16 protein-coding genes and 1 tRNA gene are annotated in these 21,838 nt (G+C 69.6%); 3 read left to right on the top strand and 14 right to left on the bottom strand.

Going from position 1 to position 21,838, the window contains the following annotated elements; all coding sequences use genetic code 11:
* Positions 1-59: 59 nt before the first annotated feature.
* The 4 genes from treZ to QRN26_RS02035 all read right to left on the bottom strand — a co-directional run bounded on the left by treZ (position 60) and on the right by QRN26_RS02035 (position 7,390).
* On the bottom strand, positions 60-1,829 hold the full coding sequence (treZ, locus tag QRN26_RS02050; protein WP_285035074.1) for a malto-oligosyltrehalose trehalohydrolase: 1,770 nt from the start codon (positions 1,827-1,829) through the stop codon (positions 60-62).
* Positions 1,826-4,180 carry a malto-oligosyltrehalose synthase gene (gene treY, locus QRN26_RS02045; RefSeq protein WP_285035073.1) on the bottom strand — a complete coding sequence of 785 codons (2,355 nt, stop codon included), beginning with the start codon at positions 4,178-4,180 and terminating at the stop codon, positions 1,826-1,828. The genes treZ and treY overlap by 4 nt, the downstream gene beginning before the upstream one ends.
* A complete protein-coding gene (gene glgX, locus QRN26_RS02040) occupies positions 4,177-6,225 on the bottom strand; it encodes a glycogen debranching protein GlgX (protein ID WP_285035072.1) in 2,049 nt (682 codons plus the stop codon). Before glgX ends, treY begins: the two co-directional genes overlap by 4 nt.
* A gap of 103 nt (positions 6,226-6,328) precedes the next feature.
* On the bottom strand, positions 6,329-7,390 hold the full coding sequence (locus tag QRN26_RS02035; RefSeq protein WP_285035071.1) for a serine/threonine-protein kinase: 1,062 nt from the start codon (positions 7,388-7,390) through the stop codon (positions 6,329-6,331).
* A 244-nt stretch (positions 7,391-7,634) separates the two neighbouring features.
* Between QRN26_RS02035 and poxB the strand changes: the two genes are divergently transcribed.
* Positions 7,635-9,371 carry a ubiquinone-dependent pyruvate dehydrogenase gene (gene poxB, locus QRN26_RS02030; RefSeq protein WP_056013999.1) on the top strand — a complete coding sequence of 579 codons (1,737 nt, stop codon included), beginning with the start codon at positions 7,635-7,637 and terminating at the stop codon, positions 9,369-9,371.
* A gap of 82 nt (positions 9,372-9,453) precedes the next feature.
* The gene (gene rfbB / locus QRN26_RS02025; protein WP_056013996.1) at positions 9,454-10,452 is read left to right on the top strand and encodes a dTDP-glucose 4,6-dehydratase; all 999 of its coding nucleotides are present in this window, start codon (positions 9,454-9,456) and stop codon (positions 10,450-10,452) included.
* A gap of 194 nt (positions 10,453-10,646) precedes the next feature.
* On the opposite strand, the gene QRN26_RS02020 is transcribed toward rfbB, so the two are convergent.
* The 5 genes from QRN26_RS02020 to QRN26_RS02000 form a co-directional block, all read right to left on the bottom strand.
* A complete protein-coding gene (locus tag QRN26_RS02020; protein ID WP_285035069.1) occupies positions 10,647-11,804 on the bottom strand; it encodes a peptidoglycan DD-metalloendopeptidase family protein in 1,158 nt (385 codons plus the stop codon).
* 318 nt (positions 11,805-12,122) lie between these two features.
* Complete coding sequence (locus QRN26_RS02015) at positions 12,123-12,950, bottom strand: inositol monophosphatase family protein (protein WP_056013989.1); 828 nt, start codon at positions 12,948-12,950, stop codon at positions 12,123-12,125.
* Positions 12,951-13,043: 93 nt separating this feature from the next.
* Complete coding sequence (locus tag QRN26_RS02010) at positions 13,044-14,312, bottom strand: HNH endonuclease signature motif containing protein (protein WP_285035067.1); 1,269 nt, start codon at positions 14,310-14,312, stop codon at positions 13,044-13,046.
* 248 nt (positions 14,313-14,560) lie between these two features.
* Positions 14,561-14,642 (bottom strand) — tRNA-Tyr (locus QRN26_RS02005).
* Between the two features lie 105 nt (positions 14,643-14,747).
* Positions 14,748-15,512, bottom strand: coding sequence for a lytic transglycosylase domain-containing protein (locus tag QRN26_RS02000; protein WP_285035066.1), 765 nt, complete (start codon positions 15,510-15,512; stop codon positions 14,748-14,750).
* A gap of 53 nt (positions 15,513-15,565) precedes the next feature.
* Between QRN26_RS02000 and QRN26_RS01995 the strand changes: the two genes are divergently transcribed.
* Complete coding sequence (locus tag QRN26_RS01995; protein WP_056014685.1) at positions 15,566-16,054, top strand: YajQ family cyclic di-GMP-binding protein; 489 nt, start codon at positions 15,566-15,568, stop codon at positions 16,052-16,054.
* A 330-nt stretch (positions 16,055-16,384) separates the two neighbouring features.
* On the opposite strand, the gene QRN26_RS01990 is transcribed toward QRN26_RS01995, so the two are convergent.
* From QRN26_RS01990 to QRN26_RS01970, 5 genes are all read right to left on the bottom strand, one after another.
* Complete coding sequence (locus tag QRN26_RS01990; RefSeq protein ID WP_285035065.1) at positions 16,385-17,422, bottom strand: alpha/beta hydrolase; 1,038 nt, start codon at positions 17,420-17,422, stop codon at positions 16,385-16,387.
* Positions 17,423-17,495: 73 nt separating this feature from the next.
* Entirely contained in the window at positions 17,496-18,614 is a 1,119-nt protein-coding gene (locus QRN26_RS01985) for a hypothetical protein (protein ID WP_285035064.1), read from the bottom strand.
* Positions 18,615-18,710: 96 nt separating this feature from the next.
* Positions 18,711-20,096, bottom strand: coding sequence for an FAD-dependent oxidoreductase (locus QRN26_RS01980; RefSeq protein WP_285035063.1), 1,386 nt, complete (start codon positions 20,094-20,096; stop codon positions 18,711-18,713).
* Between the two features lie 119 nt (positions 20,097-20,215).
* Positions 20,216-21,277, bottom strand: coding sequence for a polyprenyl synthetase family protein (locus tag QRN26_RS01975; RefSeq protein ID WP_056776705.1), 1,062 nt, complete (start codon positions 21,275-21,277; stop codon positions 20,216-20,218).
* A 102-nt stretch (positions 21,278-21,379) separates the two neighbouring features.
* Positions 21,380-21,817, bottom strand: coding sequence for a hypothetical protein (locus tag QRN26_RS01970; protein WP_285035062.1), 438 nt, complete (start codon positions 21,815-21,817; stop codon positions 21,380-21,382).
* Positions 21,818-21,838 lie beyond the last annotated feature (21 nt).

Genomic DNA, 21,838 nt, shown 5'->3' with positions numbered 1-21,838 from the left:
GCCCAGCCCTGCACGCTCCTCGTGCGCCGCGGCGACGGCACACGAGGAGCGGATCCGGCTCAGTGGTGGAGGATCGCGACCGAGTGCGCGCCGAGACGGATGGAACCGTCCGAGGTGACGACCTCGCCGAAGCTGTCGAGCAGATCATCGACCCGCAGCGGCAACTCCACGGCTTCCGTCCCGAAGTTCACCGCCAGCGTGGCCGAGCCACGACGCAGCACGAACGAATCGGTCGACTCGTCGGCGACCGCCGTGGTGTCGGCGAACGCCGGATCGGTGAACGCGGGCACGGTGCGCCGCAGCTCGATCAGGCGCCGGTACCAGGTCAGGAGCCGCGCATGGCGACCCTGCGACCGTTCGGACCAGTCGAGGATCGAGCGTCGGTACGTCTCCGGGTCCTGCGGGTCGGGTACGTCGGCCTCGTTCCAGCCCATCCGGGCGAACTCGGCGATGCGCCCCTTCGCCGTCGCCTCACCGAGCTCCGGCTCGGGGTGGGAGGTGAAGAACTGCCACGGGGTCGACGCCGCCCACTCCTCACCCATGAAGAGCATCGGCGTGAACGGTCCGAGCAGGGTGAGGGCGGCGGCGATGGCCAGCTGACCGTCGTCGAGGCTGGCCGCCAATCGGTCGCCCACGGCACGGTTGCCGATCTGGTCGTGGTTCTGGTCGGAGACGACGAGGCGCCAGCTCGGCGTGCGCTCGAGGTCGATCCGCCGGCCGTGGTGCCGCTTCCGGAAGCTGGACCAGGTCCCGTTGTGGAAGAACCCCTCCTCCATGACCTTGCCGAGCGCACCGAGCGGCGCGAAGTCGGCGTAGTACCCGGACACCTCACCGGTGAGGGCGACGTGGAGGGCGTGGTGGAAGTCGTCGCTCCACTGGGCGTCCAGCCCGTAGCCGCCGGGCCCACGCGGGGTGATGAGCTTCGGGTCGTTGAGGTCCGACTCGGCGATCAGCGTGAGCGGCCGGTTCAGATCCGCAGCGAGCGCGTCGACGGCCGCGTCGAGTTCCTCCAGGAGGTGGACCGCCCGGGTGTCGTGCAGCGCGTGGACGGCGTCGAGCCGCAGACCGTCGACGCCGTACTCCTCGAACCACATGAGGGCGCTGTCGATGATGTACCGGCGCACCTCGTCCGAGTCGGGGCCGTCGAGGTTGACGCTGTCGCCCCAGGTGTTGCCGGCGCCGTCTGCGAGATACGGGCCGAATCTGGGCAGGACGTTGCCGGACGGGCCGAGGTGGTTGTAGACGACGTCCTGGATCACGGCGAGCCCGCGCTCGTGGCAGGCCCGGACGAAGCGCCGGTAGCCCTCGGGTCCGCCGTAGGCCTCGTGGACGGCCGACCAGAACACGCCGTCGTACCCCCAGTTCCAGACGCCGTTGAAGGCGTTGACCGGGAGCACTTCGACCGCGTCGACGCCGAGTTCGACGAGGTCGTCGAGTCGCTCGATCGCGCCGTCGAAGGTGGCCGCTTCGGTGAACGTGCCGATGTGGAGTTCGTACAGCACCGCGCCGATGAGCGGCCGTCCCCGCCAGCCGGTGCCGTCGGAGGGCGCGGGGTCGGATGCGACGACGCGGGACAGGCCGTGGACGCCGTCTGGTTGGCGACGCGACCGCGGGTCGGCTATCGGCCCGTCGCCGTCGAGGACGTAGCCGTAGTCGGTGTCGACGATCGCCGCGCGCGGGGCGTCGCCGTCGAGCGCGACCCACCATCCCTCCGCCACCGCGTCGCGGCTCATCGGGAAGCGGTCGTCGCCGAGCACCAAGTCGACGCGCTCGGCGATCGGTGCCCAGACCCGGAAGCCGTCGGCGGGGCTGGTGGTCGTGCTCGTCATCGCGGTGACTCCTCATCTCCAGACGTGGTGGTGGCCGGTTCGGTGTGCTCATCGCCGTCGGCGATGGTGAGGACGGCGACCGGGTACTGCTCGAGGAGCGCGGCGACGGAGACCGGTCCGCCTGAGATCTCGCGGCCCGTCAGCACCTCCACGTAGCGTCCCTCCGGAAGCACGACGTTGGTGTTCTTCCACCCGCCGCGCTCGGCGAGCCGGAGGGACAGGCGGGTGGCGATCGTCACCACACCACCGCGGGAGAAGGCGAGGACGTGCTCAGCGGCCGCACCCTCCGCGGCGAGCGCCGTGTACTCCGTGTACCGCTCGGGGTGGCTCCGGCGGAGTCGGAGCAGCCGTGAGGTGACGAGGAGCTTCGCGGCTCCGTCGGCGGCGACGGGCGGGAGCCACCCGTCGTCGAGCTTCGCCAGCAGCTCGCGGCGCTCGGCGTAGTCGACGGGTCGACGGTTGTCGGGGTCGACGAGGGACCGGTCCCAGAGTTCGCTGCCCTGGTAGACGTCGGGCACGCCCGGCATCGTGAGCTGCACGGCCTTCGCCACCAGGCTGTTCGTCCAGCCCGCCGCTTCGACGTCGGCGACGGCGTCGAGGAGCGCGGCGTTCGCGCGACGGCTGTCGTAGAGCCCGTCGACCGCGGCGTGCAGGGCGACTTCGAAGGCCTCGTCCGGCGCCGTCCACGTGGTCGAGTCGCCGGCCTCGCGGGCCGCCTTCTCCACGTAGGCGTGCAGACGCTCGCGTTCGATCGGCCAGGCACCGACGGCGGCCTGCCAGACGAGCTGCTCGAGCCGCCGGTCCGGGAAGCCGTTGCTCGTGTGCAGGGCGACCGCGTGCTCGGCCCACCGGTCAGCCACTTCGCTCAGCGCGTCGATGCGGGCGCGGACGTCCTCGCTGCGCTTCGTGTCGTGGGTGCTGAGCGTCGTCATCGACGACGGCCACTCCGCCTGCCGTCGTGCCTGACGGTGGTGGAACTCGGCCACGCTGATGTCGGTCTCCGCCGGGTCGCCACCGACCTCGGTCAGCGAGGTGAGCGCGGTGTACCGGTAGAACGCGGTGTCCTCGACCCCCTTGGCCATGACCATGCCGGAGGTCTGCTGGAAGCGCGCGGCCAGTGGGTCGGCCGGGTTGCGGAGCCGCGGCGCGAGGGCGGCGAACGCCTCGGCGAGCTCCGGCCTGCGGGTCTCCGCGGTCTCCAGGGCGGCGTCCAGGTACTCGTCGCCGAGCGGCAGGTACGAGCGGTACACCGGGAACGCCGTCAGGATCTCGGCCAGCGCGTCGACGGCCTCGTCGACCTCGGGGACGAGACGGGCGAGCCGTCGGACCTCGGATCCGAGGATGCCGTCCGCGATGCCGCGCTTGGTGGTGTGCACGAGCTCGTCCCACGCGTCGCGCGTGAGTTCCACCCCGGCCAGCTCCGCCAGGACCGGGAGGCCGGTGGGGTCGACGAGGACCCGGTCGACGTCGCCGAGCGCGTCGTACCCGGTCGTGCCGAGCGTCGCCCATTCGGCCGGGAGGTCCTCTTCGCCTTCGAGGATCTTCTCGACCCAGATCGGCGCCCCGCCGATGCGTTCGGACAGGCGGTCGAGGTAGGCACCCGGATCCAGGAGGCCGTCCGGGTGGTCGACGCGGATGCCGTCGGCGATCTTCTCGTCGAACCAGCGGCCGATCTCGACGTGCGAGCCGTCGAACACCGCGGGGTCCTCGACGCGGATCGCGGCGAGCGTGTTCACGGCGAAGAAGCGACGGTAGTTCAGTTCCGCGTCCGCACGACGCCAGTTGACGAGCTCGTAATGCTGACGGTCGTGGACCTCGCGTGGCGTCGCACCGTCGTCCGCTGTCCCCGGCGCGATGGGCAGGCGGTTCTCGAAGTACCGCAGCTCGCCGTCCTCGATCGTGAGGTCGTCGAGGGCGCTGTGGTCGCCCTCGTCGTCGCCGAGGATCGGGATGCGGATCCTGCCGGCACCCGACTCCCAGTCCACGTCGAACGCGGCGGCGTGCTCGGCCTCGCGGCCGTGCTGGAGCAGGTCCCACCACCAGGCGTTCTCGACCGGGGTCGCGACCCCCATGTGGTTCGGGACGGTGTCGATGAGGACCCCGAGTCCGGCGGCGTGCGCGGCTTCGGCGAGCGCCGTGAGCCCCTCGGCGCCGCCCCGCTCGGGGTCGACCGTGGTGTGGTCGACGACGTCGTACCCGTGCGTCGATCCGGGCTCGGCACGGAGGATGGGCGAGAGGTAGACCCAGTCCGCTCCGAGGGCCTGGATGTAGTCGACGAGGGCGGCGGCGTCCTGCAGCCGGAAGTCGGCGGTCAGCTGGAGCCGATAGGTGGAGACGGGCACGGTGGTCATGAGGTGACCCCCGACCGCAGGAGGGTGAAGGACGTGCCCTGCACGATCACCGTCGTCGAGCCCTCGGCGAGCATCTGCTCGGGATCGCTCGACTCCACGAGGGTCCACGGCTGGCCGGGAGCCTTCGGAAGGGTGAACTCGACGCCGTTCTCGGCCGCGTTGAGCAGCAGGGCGAAGGACGCCGATCCGGCGTGACGGAACACGAAGGTGATCGAGCGGGCGTCCGGGTTCTCCCAGTCGTCCTCCGAGAAGGGTTCGTCGTCGGACCGCGTGATGAACACGCGGTCGTCCGCCTTCGAGCCGGGGCCCTGACGGAACCAGTCCGGTCGGAGGGCCGGCTCGGCCGTACGCAGTGCGATCATCCGCTTGGTGAAGCCGAGGAGGTCGTGGTCGGCGTGCTCCCAGTCGAACCACGACACCTCGTTGTCCTGGCAGTACGCGTTGTTGTTGCCGCCCTGGGTGCGGGCGATCTCGTCGCCGCCGAGGATCATCGGGACACCGGCCGACAGCAGGACCGTCGCGAGGAAGTTGCGACGCTGGCGATCGCGGCGCGCGTTCACGGCGGGGTCGTCCGTCGGGCCCTCCGCACCGTTGTTGCTGGAGCGGTTGTCGCTCTCGCCGTCGTTGTTGTCCTCGCCGTTCGCCGCGTTGTGCTTCGTCGAGTACGCCGTGAGGTCGGCGAGGGTGAAGCCGTCGTGCGCGGTGACGAAGTTGACGCTGGACAGCGGTGAGCGTCGGGACGCCTCGTAGACGTCCGGGCTGCCGAGGACGCGCTGCGACATGGTGCCGAGCACGCTGTCGGCGCCGTTCCAGAAGTCGCGGACGTCGTCGCGGAACTTCCCGTTCCACTCGGACCAGCTCGCGGGGAAGCCGCCGACCTGGTAGCCGGCGGTGTCCCACGGCTCGGCGATCATCTTGATCGGTGCGAGGACCGGGTCCTGCTCGATGAGCGACAGGAAGGCACTGTGGATCTCGGCGGAACCGTCCTGGCGGGTGAGCGTCGTCGCGAGGTCGAAGCGGAAGCCGTCGACGTGCATCTCGGTCACCCAGTAGCGGAGCGAGTCCATGATGAGGCCGAGCGCCGCCGGGTGGCCGACGTTGACGCTGTTGCCGGTGCCGGTGGTGTCGAAGTAGTGCTCGCGGTCCTCGTCGACGAGGCGGTAGTACGCGGCGTTGTCGATGCCCTTGAACGACAGCGTCGGGCCCATGTGGTTGCCCTCGGCGGTGTGGTTGTACACGACGTCGAGGATGACCTCGAGGCCGGCGGCGTGCATCGCCTTCACCATCGCCTTGAACTCGTCGACCTGGCCGCCGGTGTCGCCTGCGGCCGCGTACTCGCCGTGCGGGGCGAAGAAGCCGATGGAGTTGTAGCCCCAGTAGTTGCGGAGGCCCTTCTCCTCGAGGTGGCTGTCCTGGACGAACTGGTGCACGGGCAGGAGCTCGACCGCGGTCACGCCGAGGTCGGTGAGGTACCGGAGGGCGGCCGGGTGCGCGAGACCGGCGTAGGTGCCGCGGATCTCCTCGGGCACCTCAGCGAGCTGCTTCGTGAAGCCCTTCACGTGCACTTCGTACACGATCGTCTCGGCGAGCGGGATCCGAGGCGCGACGTCCGCGCCGTCCGCGTCCCAGTCGAAGGACGACGGGTCGGTGACGACGCCGAGGGCGACGTGACCGGCCGAGTCGGTGTCGTCCATCGACTCGGGGGCGTCCAGACGGTGGCTGAACTGCGCCTGGCCGAGGTCGTAGCGCCCGGTGACCGCCGTCGCGTGCGGGTCGAGCAGCACCTTCGCCGGGTTGTGCCGGAGGCCGTTGGCCGGGTCCCACGGACCGTCGACCCGGACGCCGTAGCGCATGCCGGGTACGAGGCCCTCGACGAGGCCGTGGAACACGTGACCGGTCCGTCGTTCGAGGCGGGTCTGCTGCTCCTCGCCGCCCTCGGGGAACAGGCACACGGTGACGGAGTCGGCGGTTTCGGAGTAGATGGCGACGTTCGCACCATCGCCCCGGAGGGTGACGCCGAGCGGATAGGGGGTCGAGAGCGTCATGGCGCCCTTTCACTCGAAGGAATCGATCGTTGATGAGACCGTACACCGGCCGGCTGACTTCCCCGGAAGCGCGCGAAACGTGGTAGGGCGGGAGCTGACGGGGTCAGAAGGCGAAGATGCCGATGGCCACACCGATGGCGAGGCCGGCAGCGGCCGTGGCGCCGGCGAGCAGCAGTGCGATCCGCGGATCGACGCCTCGTTCGGTCACGAGCCCGAGACGCGCGCGCACCCGGCGGACGCGTCGGACACGGGATTCCGACCAGATCTCGCGCAGGGTCGAGGCGACTTCGTGGGCCGCCGGCCGGTCCTCCGGGCGACGGGCCGTCATCGAACGCAGGAGCGGGTGCCAGGCGGCCGGCAGCTCGGGCGGGATCACGGGATCGCGGTGCAACCGCGCGATCGCGGACTCGACGAGACCGCCGTCGAACTCACGACGGCCCGTGATCGCCTCGAGCAGCACGAGGCCCAGCGAGTAGATGTCCGTCTCCGTGCTGACCGTGTCGCCGAGCGCCTGCTCGGGTGAGAGGTAGTTCGCGGTCCCGGAGATCGCCTCGGTGTTCGTCAAGCGGGAGCCGCCGATGAAGTGGGCGATCCCGAAGTCGGACAGCTTCACGAGGTTCGCGTGCCCGAAGGCGGCGATGTCGCTGAAGAGCATGTTGTCGGGCTTGATGTCGCGGTGGACGATCGACCGCGTGTGGATGAAGGACAGGGCGTCGGCCACCTGGGCGCCGAGCGCAGCGGCATCGCGCGGCAGCATCGGGCCCGCCTGCAGCTTGTCGGTGAGCGTGGCACCGGGGATGTACTCCATCACCAGGAAGCGGTGCTCGACGCCACGGTGGACGACGGAACCGGAGTCGTACAGCTCCACGAGACCCGGGTGGCGCAGTTCGCCGAGCAGGCGGATCTCGCGCTCCTGGCGGAGGCGGTCGTTCGCGGTCGCCGCCTCGTCGCGGAAGAGCTTCACGGCCACGGGTCGCGACAGGAGCTCGTCGCGAGCCCGGTAGACGTTCGCGGAACCGCCCGAACCGAGCTGCTCGCCGATGCTGTAACGGCCGTTGGACAGGCTCACGCCGGTGACGACCGTCTCGCTGTGCTCGGTGAACATGGCGGCGGGATCGGTCACCGATCCCGCGTGTGCCGGCGGTCGGTGCAGGGAGTCACTCACGGCCGCCCCTTTCACGGTGCAGTCGATGTTGGCCGCACCACCGCGTCGTCGGCAGGCTGTTCCAACATCCACGCTACAAGGCGTTCGTCGTTCAGGTGGATTGACCCCGGAGTGTTGAGAAGCGTTACCGCACCTGGTAGGGCTCTGCAAGGCCGAGTCGCTCCCTTGTGACGCTCGGACCACCCGAGGAGCATGGAAGGACCGGGAACCCCGGACCGAGAGTCGCCAGCTGCGAGGAGCACCCATGTCCACTGTCGCCGAAACCGTCGTCGCCACGCTCGAAGCCAGTGGGGTGCAGCGGGTGTACGGACTGCCCGGCGATTCACTGAACGGGTTCACGGACGCCCTCCGGACCAACGGACGGATCGAGTGGGTGCACGTCCGCCACGAGGAGGCGGCCGCGTTCGCCGCGGCAGCCGAAGCCGAGCTGACCGGGGAACTCGCCGTCGTCGCCGCCAGCTGCGGGCCCGGCAACCTCCACCTCATCAACGGTTTGTTCGACGCGAACCGCTCGCGCGTGCCGGTCCTCGCGATCGCCGCGCACATCCCGAGTTCCGAGATCGGCACGACCTACTTCCAGGAGACGCACCCGCAGGAGTTGTTCCGTGAGTGCAGCGTCTACGTCGAGCTCGTCTCCATGCCCGAGCAGCTGCCCCGGGTCCTCGAGATCGCGATGCGCACCGCGGTGGAACGTCGCGGGGTCGCGGTCGTCGTCGTGCCGGGCGACGTCATGCTGCAGCACGCGGTCTCCGAGCACGTCTCGGCGATCCGGGCGACGCAGCCGCGCATCCTGCCCGCCGCCCACGAACTCGATGAAGCGGCCCGCCTCCTGAACGCCGGCAAGCGCGTCACGATCCTCGCCGGCGCGGGTGTGAAGGGCGCCCACGAGCAACTCATCGCGACCGCCGACGCCCTCGGCGCCCCCATCGTGCACGCGCTCCGCGGCAAGGAGCACGTCGAATACGACAATCCCTTCGACGTCGGCATGACCGGACTCCTCGGCTTCGCCAGCGGCTATCACGCCATGCTGTCGTGCGACGTGCTGCTGATGCTCGGCACCGACTTCCCCTACCCCCAGTTCTTCCCCGAGGACGCGACCGTCATCCAGGTGGACATTCGGGGCGAGCAGATCGGCCGACGGCACCCCGTCGACCTCCCACTCGTCGGCACCGTCCGCGACACCCTCGACGCCCTCCTGCCGAAACTCGAACGCAAGACGCACCGGAAGCACCTCGACGAGGCGCTCAAGCACTACCGCAGCTCCCGGAAGGGCCTCGACGAACTCGCGACCGCCGACCACGACCGCCAGGCCATCCACCCGCAGTACCTCGCGAAGGTCATCGACGAGCTCGCCACCGACGACGCCGTGTTCATCCCCGACGTCGGTTCGCCCGTCGTCTGGGCGTCGCGGTACCTCACCATGAACGGACGACGCCGGCTGATCGGGTCCTTCAGCCACGGCAGCATGGCGAACGCGGTCTCGCAGGGCCTCGGCGCCCAGGCGTCGCAGCCCGGCAGGCAGGTCGTCGCGCTCGCCGGCGACGGCGGCCTCACCATGCTGCTCGGTGAGCTCATCTCGCTCACGCAGAACCGGCTCCCCGTGAAGGTCGTCGTCGTCAACAACTCCTCGCTGAACTTCGTCGAGCTGGAGATGAAGGCGGCCGGTTTCGTGAACTATGGCACGGACCTCCAGAACCCGGACTTCGCCCGCGTCGCCGAGGCGATGGGCATCCACGGCGAACGCGTCGAGCGGGCGAGCGATCTGGAGGGTGCCATCCGGCGCGCGTTCGAGCACGACGGTCCGGCGCTCGTCGACGTCGTGACGGCACGGCAGGAACTGTCGATCCCGCCGACGATCACGGCGGAGCAGATGAAGGGGTTCACGCTCTACGCGCTCCGCACGGTCATGTCGGGTCGGGGTGACGAACTCCTCGACCTCGCGAACACGAACCTGCTGCGCCGGATCCTGCCCGGACACTGAGCCGCGGCGGGGCGGACACCCGTCGGCTCAGGAGCAGGATTCTCCCCCGGCTTCCAGAGACCGCCGGGTAGACTCGGTTCTCGTGTCCAGACTTCTCGTTACCGGCGGCGCCGGATTCATCGGCTCGAACTTCGTCCACTACGTCCTGAACAACACCGATCACTCGGTGACCGTCCTCGACAAGATGACCTACGCGGGCAACCGCGCCTCGCTCGACGGCCTCCCGGCCGATCGTTTCGAGCTGGTCGTCGGCGACATCCAGGACGCGACGCTCGTCGATGAGCTCTTCGCTCGCCATGACGCCGTCGTGCACTACGCGGCCGAGTCGCACAACGACAACTCGTTGCACGACCCCCGCCCGTTCCTCGACACCAACATCATCGGCACGTACACGCTGCTCGAGGCTGCTCGCAAGCACGGGACCCGGTTCCACCACATCTCGACGGACGAGGTCTACGGCGACCTCGAGCTCGACGACCCGGAGCGGTTCACGGAGCAGACCCCGTACAACCCGTCGAGCCCGTACTCGTCGACGAAGGCCGGCAGCGACCTCCTCGTCCGCGCGTGGGTGCGTTCCTTCGGCGTCAAGGCGACGATCTCGAACTGCTCGAACAACTACGGTCCGTACCAGCACGTGGAGAAGTTCATCCCGCGTCAGATCACGAACGTCCTCGGCGGCGAGCGTCCGAAGCTGTACGGCACCGGCGAGAACGTCCGCGACTGGATCCACGCGAACGACCACTCCTCCGCGGTGCTCACCATCCTCGACAAGGGGGTCATCGGCGAGACGTACCTCATCGGTGCCGACGGTGAGAAGAACAACAAGGACGTCGTGGAGCTCATCCTCACGCAGCTGGGTCAGTCGGCCGACGCCTACGACCACGTGAACGACCGCCCGGGCCACGACCTCCGCTACGCGATCGACTCGTCGAAGCTGCGCACGGAACTCGGCTGGACGCCGGCCTTCAGCGACTTCGAGGCCGGCCTCGCCGACACGATCGCCTGGTACCGCGACAACGAGTCCTGGTGGAAGCCGCAGAAGGCCGCCACCGAGGCGAAGTACCAGGAGCAGGGTCAGTAACCCTCCCCGTCACGAACGAAGGCCCGTCGGCATCAGCCGGCGGGCCTTCGTCGTGCAGGTCGCTGAGCCGAACGCCGATCTCCTCTGGTCCCTGAGCCTGTCGAAGGGCACCCACCCACTCCGCTGTCGGCAGAAACACGAACGCCCCGCCCGGACTCGGGCGAGGCGTTCGTCAGGTGGCGGGGTCCGCGACGTCAGTTGACGTTGGCGTACAACCACTCGAGCGGGTCGACCCAGGTGACGCCGTCGAGTCGGATCTCGAAGTGCAGGTGCGGCCCGGTGGACATACCGGTGGAGCCGGTGAGGCCGAGGATGGTGCCGACCTTGATGGCCTGCCCCTCGGTGACCCGGACGGAGCCGTGCTGCATGTGCGCGTAGACGCTCGAGACGAGGCGGCCGTTGATCGTGTGGTCGACGATGACGTTGACGCCGAGCGAGCCTTCGCCGTCTTCGACGTGGCGGACGACGCCGTCGGCGATGACCTGGATGGGTGCGCCGTTGCCGGGGTTGAAGTCCTGGCCGTGGTGGTCGCTGGAGCAGCCTGCGCAGTCGCGAGCACCGAAGCGGTCGCCGATGGTCACACCGACGGCGAACGGCCACTGGATGGTGCCGTTCGGGTTGTTGGTGAAGGTGTTGGCGGGGCGGATGCCCATCGCGGCGGCGGCTTCTTCGACGGTGCTCGTCGTGTAGTCGTCGCGGGTGAAGGTCAGTTCTGCCGAGCCCTCGCTGTCGAGCGACTGGGAGGCCTGGTTGCTGAGCCCGTTGCCGTCGCCGAGCTCAGCCTGGGAGGCCTCGGCGACCGACGTCGCGACGTCTTCAGCGGTGAGGAGCGCGTTGGCCGGGACGGAGGTCGCGACGGCCATGAGGGCGACGAAGCCCATCGCGGCACCGGCGAAGATCTTGGTGGTGATGCGGCGCTTGCGTGCGATGCCCGAGGGGCGAGGAGCGGCAGGCGTGGACGCCGGACGACTCGTGTTGCGGGGCTTCGTCGTCGACGCGGGAGCGGAGGTGGCCCGGGTCGAGCGGCGCGGACGCGAGGCGTCGGCGAGGGGGATGTCGGTGTCGACGGGAACGGAGGACGTCGGCGTGGTGGCGTCGGGGGCGAGGGTCGGCTCGGCGATGAGCGACTCGGACTCGGCCGGCGCGAGGTCGGCGACGTCCAACGTGTGGACGGCTTCGATCGCCTCGGCGATCATCTCGTCGACGGGGTCGACAGCCTGAGCGGCCTCGGGCTCGGCGACGTTCGCCTCGTGGGTCGGGTCCTGCAGCACGGACTCCTGCTGCTCGAGGGCTGCCGCCGCCTGACGCTCGCGTTCGCGGAGTTCACGGCGGCTGAGGGGAGGCGTCTGCACGGGTGCAGTGTCTCGCTCGGCGGACGTGTTCTGCGGGTCCTGAGGGTCGGGAAGCACAGGGGTGTCCTCAGGGCTTGCATGGCGTGACAAGGGGGCGGGGGCCTTTCAATGGGGCTAGCAGATAGGGCTTGAAGTCCGTCCACGCGGGGGAACGCGGACGTAACGAATAGATAAATGCTAGCAACGGGAGCCTGAAAAAGCCATGGCAGTGCTCGGTTTTGTTGTGGAAAACCCTGGTCAGAGCCCATATGAGAGTTCTCTTATGAACGAGTCGCGACCGGAGCGTTTCGGGGCGTCCCTCGCCGCCGGGCCGACGGTTCAGCCGATGGACGAGGCGAAGCCCTGCTCGACGAGCAGGCGCTCGAGGACGTCGAGCAGGGGTGCGTCTGCGGCCATGATGAGCTTCGTGGTGGCGGGGGCGCCGTCGAACCCGGCGACCGTCGCGCCCGCTTCAGCCGCGACGAGCGCCCCGGCGACCTGATCCCAGGGCTTCAGCCCGCTCTCGTAGTAGGCGTCCAGGCGGCCGGACGCGACGCTGCAGAGGTCGAGGGCCGCGGAACCGATCCGGCGGACGTCACGGAAGGTGCCGAGGAGTGCACCGAGGACCGCGGCCTGTTCCATCCTCCGCGAGGCCGTGTACGAGAAGCCGGTGCCGAGCAGGGCGACGTTCGGGGCGACACCCCGGTTCACCTCGAGCGTGCGGCCGTTGAGGTGCGATCCGGATCCACGGGCCGCCGTGTACGACTCGCCCAGCACCGGGTTCACGACGGCACCGGCGAGTGTGGTCCAGGTGGCGGGATCGGGTTCACCCTCGACGACCCCGATGCTCACGGCGTACGCGGGGATGTCGTAGAGGTAGTTGACGGTGCCGTCGATGGGGTCGACCACCCAGGTGAGGCCCGAGGTGCCGGTCGAGCCGCCTTCCGCGCCGGTCTCTTCACCGAGGAAGCCGTCGTCGGGGCGGGCTGCGAGGAGACGATCGCGGATGAACTGCTCGGACTCGCGGTCGGCTCGCGTGACGACGTCCTCGATCGAGGACTTGCTCGCGGCGATCTCGACGCCCTCGCGTCGTCGGCGCAGGATCAGCTCCCCCGCGTCGGTGGCGATGTCGGTGGCGATCTTGAGGAGCTCTTCGTGGCCGGTCACCCCACCACCCTACGGCCGCCCGCCTCATGCGCCCTGGCCGGCCCGGTCGCCGAGGAGTGCGCACCCTTCGACAAGCTCAGGGACCGGACGTGGTCAGAACGGTGCGCGGTCCGGCTCGGTTCGATGGTGTTTGCCGTCGGGTGTCGTCCAGTCGAGCACTCCACCCGGTCGATGTTCAAGGCCCCAGCCGGGGAGGTGCTTCATCCGGTGGTGATGTCGGCAGAGACAGGCGAGATTCCCCACGTCTGTCGTTCCGCCGTCCTGCCAGGCGACCGAATGATCCAGGTCGCAAGCTCTCGCGCGGCGCCCACACCCTGGTGCCCGACAGGTGCCGTCTCGGAGCCGCACCGCCCGCTGGAGATCGGCGGGAACGCGATACTGGCCGCGGCCGACGGAGAGGACGGCTCCGGTTTCCGGCTGGACCAGGATGCGGGTGAAGGAGGGTGCGTTGACCGCGATGCGGGCGGCGGTCTCGGGGTCGATCGGACCGTACCCATCGAGCGTGGCGGGTGCGTCGGAGACGCCGGCCATGCTGAGCGCCGGGACGGTGATCTGCACGGTAGGCCTGATGTGCTCTTGCACTTCGATCGGGTGCGGGAGCACGGGGTTGGAAGCGACATCGTCCGGCGTGACGCCGATGAGAGCGAGGGCCGCGAGGGCGTCGGCCTGCAGCTGACCGCAGGTGCGCTGGTCGCCAGCGCGACGCGCCTCGGACGCCGCGCTCTCAAGCCGCTCGACGATGCCCTGCGCGATGGGCGCCGTGGTGAAGAGGTGCACCCACGCCATGCCGTCGCCCGCGGACTCGAACTCCACCCGTCGGTCCGCCCCGGAACGGATCGCGCGGGCGGTGATGGATTCCGGGTGCAGTCGTTCGCGGAGGTCCTTCGCGCGCTGCTTCAGCCGCGCAACGGTGGACCGTTCCGCGATGGGAAGCACCTCGGCGAGGAAGGAGGCACGGCCGACGGTCGGGACCTCGCGAAGCTGGTCCGTGATCGTGCGCGCATGCCGGCCGGAGATGAGGCCAGCCTCCAGTGCCGCCAACACCATGGGTGCCTCGTTGACGAGGCGCTCGGCGTCGTCTGTGGCGTGCAGGACGGTCTGTTCCGAGGAACGCGTCGCCATCGCGAGCATCGCGCCCGTCGAACGCCGCGAGAGTGCACGCCGCTCTGCGGGCGGGTAGATCGCGGGGACGACGGAGTCAGCGAGAGCATCCGCATACGCAGCGGAGCGCGCGAGCAGGCGCGCTTCTCGCGCGTCGAGTGCCGCCCGCAGTCGACCGATCTCCGCATACTCGTCCGAGAACTCGGCGAGCTGCGCGGCGTACTCGTCGCTCGCGCGGATCGCGGTGGGGGTCTCGGTCATGACACCAGTCCACCATGGACCACTGACATTCCAGATGCCGAGTTGAGACCGTCGTGGACGTACCCCGTGGGCACTTCGACACCCTCGGCATCCCGGTTGAGCTCGGCCACCATGGCGGGCTTGAGAACTGAGGCTGCGTCCAGCGGCGTCGAGCGGCGGCGGCAACCCATGACTCTCCGGCGGCACCCACAGGCACCAGTCCCAGAAACGAACATTGCCTCACCCGCGGGGGTGAGGCAATCGTTCAGTGGCGAGTGAGGGATTCGAACCCCCGAAGGCTGAGCCGTCTGATTTACAGTCAGATCCCTTTGGCCGCTAGGGTAACTCGCCAAGCGCGCCCGACCGACTTTCGAACAGCCAACCGAAAGCGCTTGACCAATATAGCCGCCAGATGGCCGGACGCGAAATCAGCAAGAGGACCAGTCGTCAGGCCGCTCACTTCTCCGCTGACGACACCGCTTCGGCGTACTCGTTCGCAGCGGCGGCGACCCGTCGAAGGTACTCGGGGGACGAGTTGTAGGCCCGGATCCCGCTCAGCCATCCCGCCTCCTTCCGCATGTCGTAGTCGCTCGCCCGGCAGAGGTAGTTCGCAGCCGCCATCGCCGCGTCGTCGAGGTTCTGCGGGTCGAGGACCCCGTCGCCGCTCGCGTCGGTCCCCCAGTTCTCCCACGACTCCGGGATGAACTGGAATGGCCCGACCGCCCGATCGTGGACCGGGTCGCCGTCGATGACGCCCTGGTCAGTGTCCGTGATCTCCTCCGTCTCGCCACCCTGCAGGGGGACGCCGAAGATCGGTGGCGTCACGACGCCGTCCTCGCCGAGCTTCGAACCGTCGTGGCGGCCGTGGTCGCTCTCGGCGAACCCCACCGCGGCGATCGTCGTCCATCCGATGCCGCACTCCGGCGTCAGCTCCGCTTTGCGGATGGCGGCGCCCGCGTAGGACCGGAGGGCGCGTTCCGGGATGCCGCTCGACGACGACACCTCTGCCACCCACGCCTCGTCGGCGAGATCCACGTTCGCCACGCCACCGTCGGGGGCGTCGCTCTTCGGCGGCACCTCGACGGGTTTGGCGTACGGCACGGGTTCCGGCTCCGGTGCACACCCGCTCAGCAGGATGGCCCCCAGGAGGATCGAGGCACCTGCGAGGGACCGCCGTCGTCTGGCGGCCGTCGGCCGGTCCTGCGTCTCTGGGCTGTGCATCTCCCCCAGCCAACCACACCCGCCTGACCGACACCGGCGGTACCATGGTCCACATGGCAGATTCCTCGTTTGACGTCGTGAGCAAGGTCGACAAGATGGAGGCGGACAACGCCCTCAATCAGGCACACAAGGAGGTCGAGCAGCGCTACGACTTCAAGAACGTCGGTGCGTCGATCGCCTGGAGCGGCGAGAAGATCCTCATGAAGGCGAACACCGAGGAGCGCGTGAAGGCGATCCTCGACGTGTTCGAGTCGAAGCTCATCAAGCGCGGCATCTCTCTGAAGAGCCTCGAGGTCGGCGACCCCTTCGCCAGCGGCAAGGAGTACCGGATCGAGGCGACCCTCAAGGAGGGCATCAGCCAGGAGATCGCCAAGAAGGCCAACAAGCTCATCCGCGACGAGGGCCCGAAGTCGGTCAAGTCGCAGATCCAGGGCGACGAACTGCGCGTCTCGTCGAAGAGCCGCGACGACCTCCAGGCCACGATGGCGCTGCTCAAGGGCGCCGACCTCGACATCGACCTCCAGTTCGTCAACTACCGCTGAGTCGATCGGGCGCGGCGCTTCGGCGTGACCGCGTCATGACCGACGACTGATCCACTCTCTCCAGTGGAGCGCACCGCGCTCCGTCCGGCCCTCGGCCGGACGATGCCCGCCCCGAACACCACGGGGCCCGGTCGTTGGAGCACACGTGGATCATTCGAGACCCTCGGACGGATCGCATCTCGAAGTCTTCCGGACATCGAGCGACGACCAGCAGGTCGGCGTCCCCTGCTGGTGTTCGATCGGCCAGGACCACAGTTATGCCGAGTGGCTCGCCTTCGGTCGCCCCGATCCGCGGCGCCCGGCCGGCCCGCGACGCCGCCACCCTCCGACTCAGCGCTGACGCGTGACGGGCGCCGCGAGATACCCACGGCCCCACGCGACGATCTGGTCGAACGCGCGCTCCCTGACCGGCTCCTCCGAGAGGAAGACATCGTGGAGCGCTCCGTCGAGGCGGACGATCGTGACGGTCTCACCGAGGTCGAGCGCGCGTTCGGCGACCGCATCGACGTCCAACGCCGTGTCGCTCCGCAGCATCGCGTCGTTCCACCGTGGGAGCAGGACGCTCCGCGCCGACAGCAGGGTGAGCGCCGGGACGCGCAGGTGCAGACCCGCGTCGACGAGACGATGCCCGGTGAGGATGGCGTTCAGCCAACCGGGGTGCAGCGGGAACCCGTGGAGCGGCCGCCACGCGAGGTCGTAGTCCCACGCGCCGTCCATCGTGCTCGACACGGACCGGGTGTAGAACCCAAGGTCGACGACGGGGAGCTGGGCCCGAGGATCGATCCGGGAACCGGCCTGGATGAGCGGAGCGATGGCGAGCCGACCGAGCTGTCTCGCCTGGAACTCCAGCCAGGGACTGTTGAGGACGAGCCCGGCGACCCGGTCCTGGTTCCGCGCCGTCCACAGGCTCAGGGTGAGGCCACCCGTCGAATGCCCGAGGAGGACGAGTCGGCGACGGGTCCGCCGACCCGCGGCGTGATCCGCCGCACCGTGCCCCATGACGGTGAGGGCGGCCTCGATGTCCTCGTCGTAGGTACGGAGATCGTCCACGTACCCGGGCGTCTGATGCGGCCGGAGGCTTCGTCCGTACTTCCGCAGGTCGAGCGCGTAGAACCGTGCGCCGAGTCTCGCCCAGAAGCGGGCGAGGTGCCGTTGGAAGAAGTAGTCCGACCAGCCGTGGACGTACAGGACGTCGATCCCGTCGGCGACGTCGGGGAGCAGGAACTCGCCCAGCTGTTCGAGCGGCGGCATCCGGTAGCGGACGAGCGTCGCAACGACGTCGCCCTCGTCGTCCGGTTCGAGCGTCAGCGTGCGCTGCTGGAACCCCTCGCCGAGGATGTCGTCCGTCCAGCCTCGAGATCCCGCCATGTCGCCACGTTACCGTGCGCGAGCGATCGACCCCCGGATGGTCCGGCTTCCGCGCGGACCATCCGGTCGTCGACTACTGCTGGTAGGGGTTGTGCTGCTGCGGGCCCTGCGGCTGCTGCCCGTACGGCTGCTGCTGACCCTGCTGGTGCTGACCGTGCTCCGGCTGGCCGTGCTGCTGCTGGTGGTGCTGGCCCTGCTGGTGCTGGTCGTGCTGACCTCGCGGAGCATCGGCGAGCCCCTCGGGTGCGACGAAACGCGTTGCGAGCAGCGCACCGATCGTCAGGAAGCCGGCGAGCGTCACACCGTAGAGGAGCGGCGACAGGAAGCCCTGGTTGACGATGAACGTCGCGGTCCCGTACTGCTCGACCACGCCGCGCACGATCGTGACGATCAGCACGATGAGCATCATGACACCGGTGCCGACCGCGGCGGCGATACCGACCGACTGCACGAGGTCTCGCGCCGTGCGGACCCGCGTCAGGGGGCGGACGAGGATCAGGATGAGCGCTGCGCCGGCACCCCACAGGGCGATGTTCACCAGGTTGGCGCCGAAGCTCAGGAGGACGTCACCGACGGGGAAGTACTCCGAGATGCTGAAGAAGGAGCCGATGAGGCCCACGAGGGCGACGGCTGCAGCGATACCGCCCGCGATGCCCACCGAGATGAGCGCGAGACGGGTCTCGCGCGCCCGGGGGTTCGGCGCCTTCGGCTGAGCCTGCGCGTACTGCTGCTGCGGCTGACCGTACTGGCCGGTCTGCGACTGACCGTAGGGCGCCTGGGGCGCGCCGTACTGGCCGGTGTGCTGCGGCTGGCCGTACTGACCGGTCTGGGACTGACCGTACTGGCCGGCGTCCTGACCGTACTGGCCGGTCTCCTGTCCGTACTGGCCGGTGTGCTGCGTCGCGGCGGACGGGTCGTTCGGCTGGCCGTACTGGCCCTGCTGCGGCTGACCCCACTGGCCACCCTGGTCGCCGGACTGCGGCTGGCTCCACTGCCCCGCCTGCTGCGGCGCCGGCGTCTGCTGGCCGGTCTGGTTCCACTGCTGCTGCACGGGGTCCGGGTGCATCTCGCCGTACCGCGGCTGCTGCTGCGACTGCTGCTGGCCGTCGGCGACGAATGCCGGCGGATCGGACGGCGGGACGGACGTCGGCTGGTCCGACGGGACGTTTTGGGGCGCGTTGGGGTCGGTCATTCGTCCAGCATAGTGACCGGCACACTTCGGACGATGGTCCGGGCGACCGGGTTGACGCAGCCCGATCGATCGGGCTGCGTCACGCTCGACGAGCGATCAGACGGTCGGCACGCCGCCCTCGGGATCCTGCGCACGGGAGATGGCGACCATCTCCTCGCGCGGGACCACCTTGACGCGCGCGCGGCCCTGCGGCTCGCCGAGGGCGATCTCGTGCTGATCGAGCAGGTGCCAGCCCTCGAGGTCCGTGTAGGCCACCCCGCGCGACTCGAGCAGGGCGACGACGGCCTCCTCCTCGGGCTCGGCCGGCGACCACCAGTCGGCCTGGTCGTTGATGACGTGGGCGACGGTCTCCATGGCGTCCGACTTCGTGTGGCCGATGAGACCGACCGGCCCGCGCTTGATCCACCCGGTGGCGTAGACCCCGGGGACGCGCTCGTTGCTCTCGGGGTGGAGCACCTTGCCCTCGTGGTTGGGGATGACGCCGTGCCGCGCGTCGAAGGGCACACCGGGCAGCGGGCTGCCGAAGTACCCCACCGCGCGGTAGAGCGCCTGGATCGGGAGCTCGCGGACCTCGCCCGTGCCCTCGACCCCGCCCTGTCCGTCCGGACGCGTGCGCTCGTACCGGAACGCCGCGACCTTGCCGGCGCCGTCGTCGACGAGCTCGAGCGGCTTCGCGTAGAAGTGCAGGTGCAGGCGACGGGACGCCTGCCCGACCTCGCGGGTGCGCCACTGCTGCAGGACGCGGTCGATGACCATGACCTGCTTGTTGCTCGCCACCGCGGCCTTCGACGCGTCGTCGTAGTCGAAGTCCTCGTCGTGGAGGATCATGTCGACGTCCTTGAGCTCGCCGAGTTCGCGCAACTCCAGCGGCGTGAACTTCACCTGCGCGGGTCCGCGACGGCCGAAGACGTGCACGTCGGTCACGGGCGACTGCTGCAGACCCTCGTGGACGTTCGCCGGGATCTCCGTCGGCAGGAGGTCCTCCGGGTGCTTCGCGAGCATGCGGGCGACGTCGAGCGCGACGTTGCCGTTGCCGATGACGGCGATCGACTGCGCCTCGAGCGGCCAGGTGCGCGGGACGTCCGGGTGACCGTCGAACCAGCTCACGAACTCAGCTGCACCGTAGGACCCGTCGAGGTCGATCCCCGGGATGTCGAGCGGGGCGTCCTCGACGGCTCCGGTGGAGAAGATGACCGCGTTGTAGTGGTGCTTGAGGTCGTCGAGCGTGATGTCGACCCCGAACCGCACGTTGCCGAAGATCCGGATGTCGCCGCGGTCGAGGACGTCGCGGAGGGCGTTGACGATGCCCTTGATCCGCGGGTGGTCCGGCGCGACGCCGTAGCGGACGAGTCCGTACGGAGCCGGGAGCTGCTCGAAGAGGTCGATGGAGACGTCGAACTTCCGTTCCGCCTTGAGGAGGATGTCCGCCGCGTAGATGCCTGCGGGTCCTGCGCCGACGATGGCCAGCCTGAGCTTGGTCACGGTGGTTCCTTTCGTGTCCCCGTGCGGGGTTCCGGGTCCGGCCGGAGGAGCACTCCGGCCGTGATGCGTACGCGTCGCGGACACCGTGCCACCCCGGTCGTGCCGGAGCGGCGGCGGTGTCAGCTCCTGCGGTCGACGATCGCCTTCGCGAAGTGCACGAGTGCCTTCTTCACCGAGCCGTCGGGCAGCGGTGCGAGTGCGGCGATCGCCTCGTTGGCCCACTGCTGCGCCTCGGCGAACGTGCGGGCGGTGACGGCGTGGTCGCGCAGGGTGGCGACGAGGGCGGCGAAGCGGACCGGGTCGTGGTCCGTCTCGGTGACCTCGGCGTCGAGTCGTGCGACGAGCGCGGCCGCCTCGGGGTCGGTGGCGGCTTCTCGACGGAGGTAGAGCATCGGGAGGGTGACGACACCGGCCCGGAGGTCGGTACCGGGCACCTTGCCCGTCTCCTCCGGCTGCGGCGAGAGGTCGATGACGTCGTCGATGAGCTGGAACGCGATACCCACCTTCTCGCCGAACTCCACGACCGCGTTCTCGAACTCGGCCGGTGCGTTGGAGAACACGACACCGCTGCGGGCGGCGGCGGCGATGAGCGAGCCGGTCTTGTCGGCGAGCACCTGGATGTAGTGCTCGACCTCGTCCTGCCCCTCGCGGGGTCCGGTGGTCTCGTGCAGCTGCCCAAGGACCAGGCGCTCGAAGGTGGCGGCCTGGATCCGGATCGCGCGCTCGCCGAGGTCGGCCATGATCTGGCTGGCCCGGGCGAACAGGAGGTCGCCGGTGAGGATGGCCGTGTTGTTCCCGAACACCTGGTGCGCACTGGGCACGCCGCGGCGCTTGTCGGCGTCGTCCATGACGTCGTCGTGGTACAGCGAGCCGAGGTGCGTGATCTCGATCGCCTCGGCCGCCTGCAGGACGTCCTCGGTGATGCCGTCGCCGAGCTGCGCGATGAGCATGGTCAACAGGGGGCGCACCCGCTTGCCGCCGGCCTCGAGCAGATAGCGGGCCGTCACGTCGACGAGGTCGTCGGTGAAGCCCAGCTGCTCCTCCAGCCCGATCTCGAGGCGGGCGACGCCGTCGTCGATCGTCCGGGCGAGCTTGCGGTCCGCTCCGGTCGCGAACATGCGTTCGGCAAGCCCGGCCTGGCTGGCCAGGCTGCTGACACGTCGGGTCGCGCTGGGATTCACAGCTCTAGCCTAGCCGGGGCAGCCCGCCACCGGTGCCGGAGCGCTCGAATGCACGGCCGCGGACAGCCGATTGACAGCTGTGGTCGGACCACAGCCCCGAGATCACCGGAGCCGGACGCCCTCGGCGTCGTAGAACGCCAGGTGCGGGAACTCGTGCGCGAGGTCCAGGAGCATCGTGTACCCGTCGGTGTTGAGGGGCGGCCACGTCCAGGCGTCGACCCCTGGCGCCGCCGGCAGCGCGGCACGGAAGAGCCCTGCCTCGACGCCCGTGCCGAGGTGCTTGGGCGGCACGACGACCAGGGCGATCCTCGCGGAGGGGCCGGACGCCACGAACTGGAGCCGGGCCCCGGTCGCGTCGTCGCGCACGATGTACTCGCGTGTGCCCGGGGTGTCCGGCGGGATCTCGGTCGTGTCGTACCGCTCGTACGGCTTGGCGAACGCCGACTTCGCCCGCGTCGCGTTCAGCAGGATGACGACCAGCACGAGACCGACGATCGCGATGCCCCAGATCCACGGGCCGCCTGGCAGGGAGTCCAACATGCCACCAGTATGCCCGGCGTG

This window comes from Plantibacter sp. ME-Dv--P-095 (assembly GCF_030209365.1).
Lineage (GTDB): Bacteria > Actinomycetota > Actinomycetes > Actinomycetales > Microbacteriaceae > Plantibacter.
This window is presented reverse-complemented; position numbering and strand designations above follow the sequence as displayed.

Excerpts from the sequence above, each read along its gene's own strand:
- treZ (WP_285035074.1), bottom strand. The coding sequence starts at position 1,829 with ATGACGAGCACGACCACCAGCCCCGCCGACGGCTTCCGGGTCTGGGCA.
- treY (WP_285035073.1), bottom strand. The coding sequence starts at position 4,180 with ATGACCACCGTGCCCGTCTCCACCTATCGGCTCCAGCTGACCGCCGAC.
- glgX (WP_285035072.1), bottom strand. The coding sequence starts at position 6,225 with ATGACGCTCTCGACCCCCTATCCGCTCGGCGTCACCCTCCGGGGCGAT.
- poxB (WP_056013999.1), top strand. The coding sequence starts at position 7,635 with ATGTCCACTGTCGCCGAAACCGTCGTCGCCACGCTCGAAGCCAGTGGG.
- QRN26_RS02010 (WP_285035067.1), bottom strand. The coding sequence starts at position 14,312 with ATGACCGAGACCCCCACCGCGATCCGCGCGAGCGACGAGTACGCCGCG.
- QRN26_RS02000 (WP_285035066.1), bottom strand. The coding sequence starts at position 15,512 with ATGCACAGCCCAGAGACGCAGGACCGGCCGACGGCCGCCAGACGACGG.
- QRN26_RS01995 (WP_056014685.1), top strand. The coding sequence starts at position 15,566 with ATGGCAGATTCCTCGTTTGACGTCGTGAGCAAGGTCGACAAGATGGAG.
- QRN26_RS01990 (WP_285035065.1), bottom strand. The coding sequence starts at position 17,422 with ATGGCGGGATCTCGAGGCTGGACGGACGACATCCTCGGCGAGGGGTTC.
- QRN26_RS01985 (WP_285035064.1), bottom strand. The coding sequence starts at position 18,614 with ATGACCGACCCCAACGCGCCCCAAAACGTCCCGTCGGACCAGCCGACG.
- QRN26_RS01970 (WP_285035062.1), bottom strand. The coding sequence starts at position 21,817 with ATGTTGGACTCCCTGCCAGGCGGCCCGTGGATCTGGGGCATCGCGATC.